General features: G+C 44.3%; 10 protein-coding genes. All 10 read right to left on the bottom strand.

Translation table 11 applies throughout. From position 1 onward, the window contains the following. Positions 1–50: 50 nt before the first annotated feature. Positions 51–1,070: a LacI family DNA-binding transcriptional regulator gene (locus CST_RS04990; RefSeq protein WP_015358753.1), complete on the bottom strand. Its 1,020-nt coding sequence runs from the start codon at positions 1,068–1,070 to the stop codon at positions 51–53. A gap of 129 nt (positions 1,071–1,199) precedes the next feature. Continuing rightward, positions 1,200–2,498, bottom strand: coding sequence for an MGH1-like glycoside hydrolase domain-containing protein (locus CST_RS04985; RefSeq protein ID WP_015358752.1), 1,299 nt, complete (start codon positions 2,496–2,498; stop codon positions 1,200–1,202). A 94-nt stretch (positions 2,499–2,592) separates the two neighbouring features. Beyond that, positions 2,593–5,373 (bottom strand): glycoside hydrolase family 78 protein, encoded by a 2,781-nt coding sequence (locus CST_RS04980; RefSeq protein ID WP_015358751.1) that lies wholly within the window; start codon positions 5,371–5,373, stop codon positions 2,593–2,595. A gap of 109 nt (positions 5,374–5,482) precedes the next feature. After that, positions 5,483–6,886, bottom strand: a complete 1,404-nt coding sequence (locus tag CST_RS04975; RefSeq protein WP_015358750.1) for an L-fucose/L-arabinose isomerase family protein — start codon at positions 6,884–6,886, stop codon at positions 5,483–5,485. 33 nt (positions 6,887–6,919) lie between these two features. Next, positions 6,920–7,078: a hypothetical protein gene (locus CST_RS13640; protein ID WP_015358749.1), complete on the bottom strand. Its 159-nt coding sequence runs from the start codon at positions 7,076–7,078 to the stop codon at positions 6,920–6,922. Positions 7,079–7,106: 28 nt separating this feature from the next. Beyond that, the gene (locus CST_RS04970) at positions 7,107–8,411 is read right to left on the bottom strand and encodes an FGGY-family carbohydrate kinase (RefSeq protein ID WP_015358748.1); all 1,305 of its coding nucleotides are present in this window, start codon (positions 8,409–8,411) and stop codon (positions 7,107–7,109) included. A 1-nt stretch (position 8,412) separates the two neighbouring features. Beyond that, on the bottom strand, positions 8,413–9,363 hold the full coding sequence (locus CST_RS04965; protein ID WP_015484948.1) for a transketolase family protein: 951 nt from the start codon (positions 9,361–9,363) through the stop codon (positions 8,413–8,415). Continuing rightward, positions 9,360–10,190: a transketolase gene (locus tag CST_RS04960; RefSeq protein WP_015358746.1), complete on the bottom strand. Its 831-nt coding sequence runs from the start codon at positions 10,188–10,190 to the stop codon at positions 9,360–9,362. The genes CST_RS04965 and CST_RS04960 overlap by 4 nt, the downstream gene beginning before the upstream one ends. 50 nt (positions 10,191–10,240) lie before the next feature. Further along, entirely contained in the window at positions 10,241–11,755 is a 1,515-nt protein-coding gene (locus CST_RS04955) for a DUF5060 domain-containing protein (RefSeq protein ID WP_015358745.1), read from the bottom strand. Positions 11,756–12,172: 417 nt separating this feature from the next. Next, positions 12,173–13,408, bottom strand: coding sequence for a nucleoside hydrolase-like domain-containing protein (locus CST_RS04950; protein WP_015358743.1), 1,236 nt, complete (start codon positions 13,406–13,408; stop codon positions 12,173–12,175). Between the last annotated feature and the right edge of the window lie 141 nt (positions 13,409–13,549).

Here is a 13,549-nt window from a genome sequence, read left to right as displayed (position 1 = left end):
ATCAAACCCGCTCTGCGGAATATATGGTTTCAGCCATTAAAATAACCACACTATGTAATTGTTTTAACGCTGTCCCTTTCCACAAGCGTTACGCCAAGGGTTGTTTTAAAAAAGATCCTTTTCTCCCTTTCCATTATATAAATCAGGTTTTCAACGGCAAGCTGCCCGAGGGCGTTTTTATCCACGTTTATTGTGGTAAGTTTCGGTTCAGTTATAGTGCAGAACGGCATGTCGTCAAAACCAACAATCGAAACCTCGTCAGGGATTTTAACATTAAATTCCTTTAACGCCTTCATCGCCCCAAAGGCAATTATATCATTATCGGCAACAAAAGCCGTCGGCAAATGTGGCTTTCTTGACAATACCCTTACCATGTCCTCATAGGCCCCATCCATTGTCGGAAGCAAAGGTATCGTATGCTTGACGTTCGGTGTCAGGTTTGCCTCGGCCAGTGCCTTTAAGTATCCTTCATACCTTTCCCTGAAATTTTGAATAGGTATTGAACTTTTCAGATAGCCGATTTCTCTGTGCCCTTTTTCCAGCAGATATTTTGTGGCTTTGTAAAGGCCGCTTACGTTATCGATAACAACATAATTCGCGTTAATATTCATAAAACAGCTGTCAAGCAGCAAAACGGGTACATCCATCCGCACAAACTTTTCAAAATCCTTCTCCTCCATCTCGGTACCCAGAAGAAGCATCCCGTCTATTGAATTATCCCTTATTTCCTTTTTGATGGAATCAATGTCCGAATCGTCGGACAAATATTTTATAATCAGCTGATATGAGTATTGCCCGGCTTTTGATTCTATGCCTTCAATCAGGGCGTGAAAAAACGGCGTATCACTTACCACCTTTGAATGCTTCCTGTATATTGCCAGCTGAATCTTGCCCATGTTCCTATGGCTTGCTTTTTTAAACGGCGGGACAGAGTACCCCAGCTCTTTGGCTATTTTAATGACTTTTTCCCTTGTTGCTTCACTAATACCAGGCTTATTGTTCAAAACCATCGAAACCGTAGCTGTTGAAACATTCGCCCTTTGCGCAATTTCACTGATCTTTACGCCCAAAAAAAATAACACCCTTTCATAGTAAAAAATTTAACTATTTATATTTGTAACCCGTTTAAGTAAAAATTTCAATAACTGCTTTAAACAAATTATACACCAATTACGTACAGTTACATACCTTAATTTTATTTAATATTGGCTACAGGTAATCAAATACACTGAAACCTTCATTAATTTCCAGAAACATGTTAACTGCAGCATGTTCCAGTTGAGGAAACCCGGGTTCATTATGGGCTGTCCTGTCTCAGGATTATAATATTCATGCAATGTTCCCGTTTTCTTATAATCTTCGCCGAGGAGCAAAAGGGTTTTATTGCAAAGTTCGGCCGCTTCTTCTTTATAGCCGTAGTTCAGTAACCCGCGGAAAACGACATAATTTACCACAAGCCATACCGGACCAAGCCAGTTGGATGGGTTTATCGAAGCCTCAAGGTTATACATTTTCTCATCCTTTGCAAGCGACCGAACACCGAAGTCCGAACAGAAAGTATTTTTGTTTTCCAGATGCATACTTACAAGGCACTCGGCCTGTTCTCCGCTTGCTATTTCCGAATACATCGGAACAAATCCAGTCCATGCCTGTATTTTAATAGGAAGCGTTTTCCAGAATACCCCCAGTCCTTTATGGAACCAGTCATAACTGCGGGTTTTCACGTCCACGTCCACGGAATAGAAAAATTTATCCCTGGGATCATAACATTCATTCTGTATTGCCGCTTTCAAATTCTCAGCTTTCTGAGCATAATAATCCGCCCGATCGTTCCGCGCTGTATTTTTAAGTATTTTTGCCATTGAATGCATTTCCTTTACCATAAATGAATTAAGGTAAATGCCCGCTGTAGAGAAACGCGACCTTCCGAAAACGGCAGGATCGTTATCCATGCCAATCATTACGTCGTCAGCCCATACGTATAAGCCGCAGTTTTCATTATAGTAATATCTGTCATAGCACTCAAAATATCTTTCAAGTTTTTCAATATATCCTTCAAGCCATGAAAAGGAGCCTGTCAGCCCGCTTACAAGGCACGCCTGCTGGCACAGAAAAGGCTTGTGCATATTCAGAATTACGCCGTCTTTATGCTTTTTAATCAGGTAAGGTTCTTCATTTTCGCCCTGGTTGTATTTGCTCACTATCATGGGAATGTACCCGTCAACAAGCTGAAAGCTTAAAAAATTCAAAACATTCCCCATAGCACCTTCTATCAGTTTTTTTCTGAAAGCCCCGCCGTCGTTCAGTGTCTTTTCATAAGCAGCCAGCGCATAAACGCTCCAGAAGGAATCCCAGTCCCAAAGGTTGCCGTCATAAACTGAACCCGGATCTATAAACGGATATTTGAAAAGATCATTCGGCGACTTAAATGCCCTGTCAATATTCTCGGAGATATATTCCCTTACCGCGTTATAATATCCCACGCTCACAGAATTCATATCATCCCGCCCCCCGTTCAGTTAAAAAAATTAACCGGACTGATTTCAAATTTAACAGACGGTGGAGTATTCCACCGCCGTTAAGGTTAAAACTTTATTCCACAGTAACTTTGCTGAGTTTTTCGTCAATTTCTTTCAGCGTTTTTTCATCAATCTGCAAAAGCCCTTCCCTGACAAAATCACGAATGCTGCGTTCGCCCGCGAACATCGGGAACAGCATCCAGCCTGCCATTTCGGACAGATAAGCTGTTACAATTTCTTTTGCCCTCTCATTTTCATAAATTTCCCGCATTGGAGTATCTGTTCCGTACATTTTCTTGTAAGGTCTTTTAGGCATGTAAGTATAAGTATATTCACCACATTCAAGCTCATGAACTCCTTCCAGTCCTGTACCTTCGGTATCGGGCAAAACCAGTTCGGCGGTGGTATTGAAAGGAATCCTGAAATAGAACGAAACCGAGCCGTTTTCATTAATATTCCATCTGCTTATGATTTTCCCTGCAGGTGATAAAAATTCCGCATCAAGTGACTTCAAGAGGTAATGCGGCTGCGGTTTAAGCCTGAAACGCCTGAACCCAGGAGCATCTTCAACGGGCTGTATTCCTGCCGCATTTCTGTAAATCCATTCCACAATTGAGCCATAGGAATAATGATTGAAGGAATTCATGCCGGTATCGCTGACTTTTCCGTCGGGCAGCATTGAATTCCATCTCTCCCATATTGTTGTTGCCCCCATTGTAACAGGATACAGCCACCCCGGATAGTCGGTGTTTGTCAGAAGCCGGTACGCAATGTCATTGCTTCCGTATTCGGACAGAACACGGCATAAATACGGTGTGCCAAGAAAACCTGTCCGCAGGTGATATTTGGTCTCTTTGAGCTTTTTCCTCAGTTCAAAGGCAACTCGTTCCTTCCATTCATCGGGGACAAGATCCATGTAAAGAGCAATGACATACGCGGTTTGAGTATTTACTGCCAACCGTCCTGTCGGTGTGAAATATTCTTTCCTGATGGCATTTTTTACTTCTTCGGAAAGTTTGCGGTAATATTCGGCGTCTTCCTTTTTGTTCAAAATTTTAGCCGCCTTTGAAACAATACCGGCAGAATAACTGTAAAATGCACTGGCAAGATATGCGTGCTCCGTGCCACCAAACCGGTTGAACGGGTCTTCCACGTCCAGCGACAGCCAGTCACCGTAATGAAAATCGTTTAGCCACAGTCTTCTTCCTCCGGCCGCGTCATCCTTGCTTTTTATATAGTCAACCCATCCCTTCATGCTTTTATACTGCTGTTCCAGGATTGAAACATCGCCGTAGTGCAGGTACATGTTCCACGGAATGATTACGGCAGCGTCGCCCCATCCGCATGCCCCATTCTGTTTCACATCATGGGCTGGTACAACTACGGGTACGTTACCGCCGCGTGCCTTCTGTTCTTGTTTAAGGTCGTAAAGATATTTGCCAAAAAACGCAAATACATCCATGTTAAACGCCGCAGCCCCTGAAAAGACCTGAGCGTCGCCCGTCCATCCCATTCTTTCGTCCCTCTGAGGGCAGTCGGTGGGAACATCAAGGAAATTCCCCTTCTGGCTCCATAAAGCATTAAGGAACAGCCTGTTTACAAGAGAATTATCTGTGGTAATATTTCCGGTTCTCTCCAAGTCGGAATACAGAACAAGTCCGGTAAAGTCTTCCGGATTCACTTCACCTTCCCACTTTGTAAGTTTTACATATCTGAAACCGTAAAAGGTAAAATGAGGTCTTACCTTTTTCACCTTACCATCTGAAATATAATGAAATTCGCATTTAGCCGTCCGCAGATTGTCTCTGTAAAAATTGCCGTCCTGTAGAACTTCCCCGAACTGAAGCATTATTTCCGCGCCTTTTGGCGCACGGTTCGTAAACTCAAGCCATCCCACCATGTTCTGCCCCATGTCGATAACCGTTTCGCCTTCAGGGGTCCGGATGATTTCCGCCGGCTTTATGCGTTCCTTTATTTTAATCCCTGGGCTTCTTCTCGGCTCAAGTTTATTTACATCCAGGTCTGCAATTCTTACCGGATAAACGGCATCGTCACAAAAAGTGTCGTCATAAATCTCCCCGTCATAGATACCGCTGTCAATGACTTTTGATTTTCGCGCCTTCCAGCTTGTGTCGGTATAAATGACGTCCGCAGTACCGTCCTGATAAGTTATGTGAATTTCACAGATTAAAGCAAATTCGTTGCCGTACCTGAAAGGCTGTTTCCTGTTCAGTCCGTAACGTCCCTTATACCACCCGTTGCCAAGCAGGAATTCGGCGGTATTGATTCCCTTTTTCAGCTGACTGGTTATATCATACGTCTGGTAAGGTATCCATTTGTCATATGCCACAAGCCCCGGCGCCAAATATTCATCTCCGGTTTTTTCACCGTTCACCGACATTTCATACAATCCCAGCCCGCAGACATATGCCCGTGCGTCGGCAACATCCCTTTCGATGCTGAAATCGGTGAAAACGACAGGATGGACTGAAGGATCAAAGTCGGGCGTAATCCATTTTGCTTTCCATGGTTCGTCCATTTTGGACGTTTCAAACCACGCAGCTTCACTTACGGCTTCACTTCCGTCATCTCCCCACACCCTGACCCTCCAGTAGTACCTTGTGCGCGGTTTTAATTCTACCTGCGGTGAATATGAAATACTGTCGATATCAGTTCTTTTTCCGCTGTCAAATATGATATTCTCAAAATTTATATCGGCGGATATCTCAACTTGGGCTGCGACCTGGTGTTTTGCCGTATCAGACTCAACTAACCACGACAGTTTTGGTTTATTAATGACAAACCCCATAGGATTCTTAATACGATTTGTTTTTAAGTTATAAACTCTCATCATTTCCATTTGCCCCTTGGTACAGAATTTTTAACATTACACTGAGGTTTTGCAGGCATAAAATTTAACAGTGGAGCCTGTTAAATCACTCCACTGTTATTATACAACGCCGTTAACGATGTCTGTATACTTCCCACCCAAGATATTTGGTTAAAGCTTCCTCAACAATATCGGCCACATGGCCGCGAACCATTGCCACATGGTGTTCGAAACCTTCTTCGCATATCTTATGCATTAATTTCTGCAAATCAGGTACTTTACACACTGCCGGGCCGCCAAAGGTACTGACCTTTATATCCGAGAATTCTCCTTCTCCGACATATGCACGGATTTTACCGTTAGCATCATCGGTGGATATTTTGCAGAATGTCATCGGTCCGGGCTTAACCTGTCCTACCACCGAACCAAAACAGTTATCATACCCAAGCTGCGTACCAAGTATATCCAGTACGCCGATCGATGGCCTGCATCCCATGAATGACGCGGGATAATTTGAGCAATGGAAATTGATACACATGTTTCTGTCATTTCCGTAATTGTTGTTCCAGTCGAGGTACCCGGGCGTTTCCCCCGACGCCAGTGAAAGTGCATACATTGTAAGTGCACCCATAACATCCATTTCACAGGCATGGGGAATGCCTTTATTCCCCAGCATGCTCATAGCCAGGCATGCGGCGCATCCGTACTGGTTCTGAAGCACGTTCCAGCACTGAACCGCAGCACAGTCAGCATCATTTGCCATAACCGCTTCTTCAAGAGCCATTTTGAAACGTGCCAGTTTTTCAATCTTTTCTGCCGGCGCATTCTCAGGTACATTTACATATTCCCGTATTTCCGAAACGGTTTCTTCAATCTTTTTTATGTCATTAATTTCATTCGCGCGGGATATGATGTTTCCGATATCCTCAACCAGAACCGAAATTCCGTACCTTTGGAGAAGCTTTTCCGAAAAACGGACTGTCTGGAAAGGACCGGGCCGTGTGCCCACTGCGAGTATACGGGCTCTTCTCAGATTATTCACTGTTTTGCATAATTTTTCAAAACGTTTTATGTCTTCAGTGAATTCTTCACTTTCTATACTGCAGGTATGCAGTTTTGTTAATGTAAAAGGAATGCCGTATTGCCTCAAATTATTGCACACCGATAATTTACCGCAGAAAGCATCCCGCCTGTGTTCCACGTCCAGCAGTTCCAAATCGTCATCACAGGCCTGTATAAGCACTGGAACATTAAGACGGGCCTCATGAATAGCAGTGGCAACCGCTATTTCGTCCCCAAAGTTCGGCAGGATTACAATTATGCCTTCAATCCTGTCGGCATTTTTCCTGAAAAGGTCGGCACATATTTTGGCCTGCTCATAAGTCTGAACCGCGCCGTACGGCATTGAATTTTCATCCACTATAACATACTCATGTCCCATACCGTTAAGCTTTTTTAGAATCTGTTTTCTGGCATCCTGTGCAAGCCAGCCCGGGAAAAACCCCCTTGTTGTAATTATTACGCCAAATACCGCCATATTAAATTAACCACCTTTCTGAAAAAATATTTTTCATGCACTGGAAAGAGCACGCCTGACTGCCTCATGCCAGTTCTTTTTATACACTGCCCTTTCCTCTTCCTGCATCCGGGGCGCATACTCCGCCAGAACAGAACGTTTTTGCTCCAGCTCGTTCCGGTCTTTCCAGAAACCTGTTGCAAGCCCTGCCATGTTTGCGCTTCCAAGAGCCGATAATTCTTCAACTTTGGGAACAATAACCTTTGTATTGGCGATATCGGCCTGGCTGCATCAGGAACGAATCCCCCGTCGGTCCGCCGTCAACCCGCAACTCCGCGAGGTTAATACCTGAATCCTTCCTCATGATATCCAGTATGTCGGTTATCTGGTATACAATTGATTCCTCCGCTGCACGGACAATATTCCCAATTTTCGCCCCCAGTGTAAGTCCGTATATAATCGCCTTTGCGGAATTGTCCCAATACGGTGCTCCAAGGCCGGTAAATGCGGGTACGAAATATACCCCGCCGTTATCGTTTAATGCTGACGCAATTTTTCCCGCTTCTTTCGGGCTTGAAATAAAACCGGCTTCCGCAAGCCATTCTACCGTCTTTCCGCTGAAATTAACATTGCCCTCAAGGACATAAACCTTGTCCGAAGCGGATACCCACCCTACCGACGTAACAATGCCGCTGTCGGAGTATACAGGTCTGTCGCCTGTGTTCATCATCACCGACGAGCCTGTACCGTATGTGGCTTTCGTCATTCCGGGTCTGAAACAGTTTTGCCCGAAAAGAGCCGCATGGGAATCCCCCATGACACCGCTTATCGGTATTCCTTCCGGAATAACCGAGTCGCCTTCGGTAAATCCAAAGATACTGTCCGAAGGTTTTATTTCTGGCATTATCTGACGGGGAATTTCAAAGATATCAAGAAGTTTCTGATCCCATTCAAGACTTTCCAAATCCAGCAACAGCGTCCTGCTGGCATTGGAAAAATCGGTCGCATGCACTTTCCCGCCTGTGAGATTCCATATCACCCAGGAATCCATCGTACCGAATTTCAAATTCCCGTCCAGCGCCTTTTCCCTTACTCCGGGAATATTGTTCAAAATCCACTGAATCTTGGGTGCCGTGAAATACGGTGAGATATGGAGCCCGGTTTTTTTGTGTATGTATTGTGCAATTTCAGCGTCTCGCGCCAGCAAATCACACTTTTCCTTAGCCCTTGGGCATTGCCAGACAACGGCGTTATAAACCGGCTTTCCTGTAACACCGTCCCAAAGCATTCCCGTTTCGCGCTGGTTTGTAACGGCAATGGCCGCCACATCGCTCCATGAGGCGTCTCCTTCCTGCATGACTTTTGAAACGGCTGTCCTGACATTCCGCGCTATTTCCTCGGGATCATGCTCAACCCATTCGGGTTTCGGATAATACTGCTTATGGGGAATTGTAACCCTGCGGTGGACCGTACAGTCCTTCGTGAATAATATCGCCTTTGTTCCGGATGTAGACTGGTCTATCGCAAGGATGTATTTTTCAGACATTTTATTCACCGGCCTTTTTCTTTTTTATTAATTTTTCAGCTTCATCACACAAATTTTCAGGGCTTATACCGTAATAGGCGAACACTTCTTTGGATTTTCCGGGTACCGCCGGCTCATCAGGAATACCCATTATTTTCATTGATACCGGGTAATTCTGGACGACAACTTCCGCCACCGCCGCTCCGAAACCGCCTAAAATGCTGTGTTCTTCAATTGTAAGTATTGCGCCTGTCTCTTTTGCGGCCCTGATTATACATTCCTCATCAAGAGGTTTAATTGTATGCATATTGATTACCCTGCAGTTTATTCCCCTCGCCGCCATTAATTCCGCCGCATCCAGCGCTATTCTGACCGTTTCCCCGAAGGTTATAATGGAAAGGGAATCTCCGTCCCTCATGGTAATTGCCCTGCCAAGCTGAAATTCATAATCACTTGATGTATAGACATCTTCCACCGGATTACGTCCCAGCCGCATATAAACAGGGCCGTCATACCGGGCTGCTGCTTCGGTTGCAAGCCGGGTTTCAAACCTGTCCGCAGGTACCACGATTAAAATATTGGGAATTGCTCTTATCAGTGCAATATCCTGAAGTGAATGATGGGACATTCCAAGGGCGCCGTAGCTAATACCGGCACTAATCCCGAGAAGTTTGACGTTTGTTTTTGAGTAGGAGACATCCACTTTTATCTGCTCTGCGGCTCTGGCAGTGAGAAAACACGCCAGCGAAGCGACAAACGGCTTTTTACCTGATGCTGCAAGGCCTGCCGCTATCCCCACAATGTTCTGTTCGGCAATTCCGACTTCTATAAACTGGCCGGGATATTTTTCGGCAAAGGGTTTCATCGAGGCTGAACCCCTTGAATCACTGCATAACACCACTATGTCCCGATCCTCTTTTGCCAGTTCCATCAAAGTTTCACAAACAACCTGCCTGTTATGTATCTTGTTCATGACAGCACCTCCAGCATCCTGTCCAGTTCCGCACAGGCCTTCCTGTACTCTTCTTCGCTCATAACTCCATGGTGCCATTTGGGGTCATTCTCCATAAAGGATACTCCCTTGCCCTTTACTGTCTCGGCTATTACCATGGAAGGCACACCCGCCACTTTTTTGTCTTCCGAAAGGGCATCACATATTGAAGGAATATCATGGCCGTTTATAACCGACACCTTCCACCCGAAGCTTTTCCATTTTTCCTGCAGAGGTTCCAGCGCCATCACATCTTCGGTTTTTCCGCTGATTTGAAGACTGTTTCTGTCCACAATTGCCACAAGATTATCAAGCCTGTAATGGGATGCAGCCATTGCAGCTTCCCATACCGAACCTTCTGCCAGTTCACCGTCTCCCATCAGAACAAAAACCCTGTAATTTTTATGGTCCATCTTTGCGGCAAGAGCCATGCCAACTCCTATTGACAGACCATGGCCCAATGCTCCCGTATTCATTTCCACTCCCGGGACTTGCCTGTTCGGGTGGCCAATTAACTTTGAGCCGAACTGTGAATAAGTCAGAAGTTCATTCTTATCGAAAAATCCCCGATCGGCAAGCACGCAGTAGTAAGCATCCACGGAATGTCCCTTGCTGAGAATAAATCTGTCTCTTTCAGGCCATTCAGGATTTTGCGGATCAATATTCAGTATTTTGTAATACAGAGCAACAAGGATGTCGGTTTCAGAAAGCGAACCTCCCACATGCCCCGCACCCGAGCGGTAAACTATGTCAATTACCTCCCGGCGTATTTGGGCAGCTTTTTTTATCAGGTCTTTATAAATATCCATATTTACCTCCGTTGAAAACGCCTGTTTATATACCTGCGTAAATAAAAAGGCTATTTGACAAGCTTAAGTGTAACCGCCGTCCAGGCAGTGATCTCAATTTTGTCAGTACGGGGACGTATTCTGCATGATTTGATGATCTTGCAGTTTTTTACATCAAAAAAAACCGCGTCATATTCCACATCCGCTTTGGGGTCTTCCTTCGGACCAATCCACAAGGTTTTTCCATTCATCGTGTTCCTGAAAAACAGTAAGTAAAACTCATAGCCTTTAGACAGTGAGAAATAATTCTGACCGTCGGTATTGACGTAGTCCCTTTTCATTTCCTGCCACGGGCAGGTCATGACAATTTCCTTCAGAAATTTCAAACATGGGGCACTGTCGCCAACCATGTCGCCGCCATAGGACCAGAATATATCACGGTTGTTTTCGCCTATTACAAAAGCTTCTCCATGGGTTGCATATCCCCCGGCCATAACCGAAAGCCAATGCCGAAGCAGGGTTAATTCAGCCGACGAATTTCCCCAGCAGTCGGGGAGATTGCCTTCATACTGGTATTCATCGTTAATTACGGGTTTTTTATATTCCCTTTTAAGTTCCAGCATGAGAGTGTAAGTATCAGGATGCTGATAAGACACATGGGTCATCCATGGCCGGTCAGGATAAATCCATCCGAAGGTAATATTATGACATGACCGGGGATGTCCGTAAGGATCGTTTGCTTTTATATATTCACCGATTACATCCCAGTTTCGGCGGTTTTGACTCAGCATGAACCTGCCGGGATTGTCTTCGTCGCAGCCTATATCATATTCATTTGCCAGACTCCACCAGACATTGCGGAATGCCGAAAGTCTGTTTATAATGTACCTTAAATAAAGAAGCGCATCTTCTTCGTCCATTTTATCTATATCCCAGTGACCAAAATCATAAGGGTGGAAAAGAATTACATCTGCCTCTATTCCAAGTTCACACAATTCCTTTACTCTCTGTTCAAACATCCGGAAATACTCCGGGTTTGGACGCGTAAAATCGAAATCTTTCGGTCCGCCTTCAAAAGGATAACACGGCGGTTCATAACTTATATCCACCGCATTGAAATTACCTCTATAATGCTTTGGGAAAAACAGCATTCGTATTTTGTTGAAACCATACTTTGAAAAACTGCGCAGTGTCCTTTCCCTTATCTCGCCCGGACGGTAATGCCAGACATACGCGGTTGTGCCCATTACGAAAAACGGTGTACCGTCGGCATAAGTAAAATGTTCGCCTGTAACCCTCACCGGCCCGTGATTGTCCGCTGAAGGCGGAGTTACCGTAAACGTACCTGTAATATTGTTCATTTCAGGATCATTTGAACGGACAACATAGCTATATTCACCCTCAAGTTCAGGCATAAAACGTATCTTATAAATTCCGTCACCGTCATAGAAACCATGGACAACTTTTTTCTGACCCGAATTATAGAAACTCGCTTTAAGTTTGACATCGGTAAACGGATTATGATATTTCCTGCTTGTGCTCAGTTTAAGTTCAAATACTCCCCATTTTTCAACAGTTGTACTCAACCTTTCCTCTCCTCCCCCGGAACAGAAACAGAAATGCCGTTTAATGAATTTTAATAATAATTTAAATTAAATTATATAATAATTTATGAAATGCGTCAATAAATTACTTAAAAAATTAATTTAAAATTTTAAACAAATATTTAACGTGCCTAACCCGTTATAACGCATTTTACCTGTTTCAGAAAGTTTTTAAACCGTAACCTATCCATTGATTTATCCATAATAAAACCCTTAATAACCGGGTTTAATCCTGTTTTTATGATTTTATAAAATAAGGCCCGGGCTAACTATAAAAGCCGATTAAAAAACAAAGCTCCGGAATTTTGCAACAGCTCCGGAGCTTTCGTTATTTTATCCTTTTCATAAATTCTGATATTTACATTTGTTGCATTGTGAAGTTTAAAACACATCCCGCCTTTACAGGCACCGATCCATCCTGGCCTGAAAATCGCGCAAAAACTCTTCTCTCCACATATTCACCGTCTTCGCACCTTTGTGTTCATTCTCGGCATATCTTTCATCTATAATATCGGACCACCAGTGCGGGTAAAGTTTCTCATTACCCTTACGTCCTTCCTCGGTTTCCTCCGTGCACGTAAACATACCCCTTAACCCGTTCAGTTCCGGAATATCGCTTTTAATTGTATAATTCCACAAACCCGTTGTTTTCGGCATGTAACGTACCCTGTATTCGCCTTGTCCGCAGTAATAGCCATAAAACTCCTGCCCCTGTACAATCAGCGAAAACACAGGTTCATCATGGCTTTTATCGATATGCGGTCCTTCCAAAACCAGTTCGAGCACGCCGAAAACCTCAACCGTGTCTTTTTCGGTCGTGATACCGTGATATATGGACTTAGGCCGATTCCCTACCTTAACGAAGGATCCACCCCATGACGGCTTTTCAGGGCACTCCGGCGTCCCTTTAAGCAGGTAGGCAACCGACGGTGTATCTCCCATTTTAATGACCCCGTCAAGATGCTTTGCAAAAAAATTCCCCAGCGCGCCGTGCCCTGCCACGTGGTTTGTTACAAAGGTTTTATTGCCTAAATCATTCTCCTGATTTCCGCCCACAAACCATCCTCTATAGGTTGAATTATTTTCTATTATCCATAAATCGGGGAAATTTTCACGGATATATTCGTAAGCATTCAGCCCCCATTTCTTGTTGGGACCTGCAATATAATAAACCCTCAGTTTGTCTTTGATATCAGGCGCATCATGAAGAGCCTGGGCCAAATCCTCCAAAAGCCCCCAAACCAGAACATATAAAGTGCGCGGATCGTCTTTTCTGGCGCACCGTATAATCCATTCAGATCCTTCGGTCGGATTACTGTACCCTTTAAACGGAGCAATTTCAAGTGCGCCCTGCTTTGTAACCGAACGCAGGTAATCAGGTGTGGGATAATCAGACGAGTATGAACGTAATTTAGGATAATCAATTTCGTACTGATCAATCACTTCAAGAATATCCTTTACTCGCCCCGCCCCCCATGGCGAAGATATAAGCCCTTCTGTGTCGAATAAATCCGAATAAAGTAGATAGTGAACCATCGACTGAAAATCGTCAGGATCGCTTCCGCCTATGTCGTTCGAGACAATAACCCGGTAACGCTCCCCAGACAAAGCGCCTCTGGTGAAATCAACAAACATTTCCATCTCTCCAATTATTATTAAATACAATGCCCTGGCAGGCCACTTGTTCCCATTTTTTGGCGATATTTACGTAATACCTTAAAACATCATATTTAAAGAAAACCGCTTAAGCATATGCTCTTTTATTAAATTCGTATA

Source organism: Thermoclostridium stercorarium subsp. stercorarium DSM 8532 (assembly GCF_000331995.1).
Classification (GTDB): Bacteria; Bacillota; Clostridia; order DSM-8532; family DSM-8532; genus Thermoclostridium; species Thermoclostridium stercorarium.
This window is presented reverse-complemented; position numbering and strand designations above follow the sequence as displayed.

Bases quoted from the DNA above. Each gene is read 5' to 3' on its own strand.
- CST_RS04985 (WP_015358752.1), bottom strand. From the start codon at position 2,498: ATGAATTCTGTGAGCGTGGGATATTATAACGCGGTAAGGGAATATATC.
- CST_RS04980 (WP_015358751.1), bottom strand. From the start codon at position 5,373: ATGATGAGAGTTTATAACTTAAAAACAAATCGTATTAAGAATCCTATG.
- CST_RS04975 (WP_015358750.1), bottom strand. From the start codon at position 6,886: ATGGCGGTATTTGGCGTAATAATTACAACAAGGGGGTTTTTCCCGGGC.
- CST_RS13640 (WP_015358749.1), bottom strand. From the start codon at position 7,078: ATGGCAGGGCTTGCAACAGGTTTCTGGAAAGACCGGAACGAGCTGGAG.
- CST_RS04970 (WP_015358748.1), bottom strand. From the start codon at position 8,411: ATGTCTGAAAAATACATCCTTGCGATAGACCAGTCTACATCCGGAACA.
- CST_RS04965 (WP_015484948.1), bottom strand. From the start codon at position 9,363: ATGAACAAGATACATAACAGGCAGGTTGTTTGTGAAACTTTGATGGAA.
- CST_RS04960 (WP_015358746.1), bottom strand. From the start codon at position 10,190: ATGGATATTTATAAAGACCTGATAAAAAAAGCTGCCCAAATACGCCGG.
- CST_RS04950 (WP_015358743.1), bottom strand. From the start codon at position 13,408: ATGTTTGTTGATTTCACCAGAGGCGCTTTGTCTGGGGAGCGTTACCGG.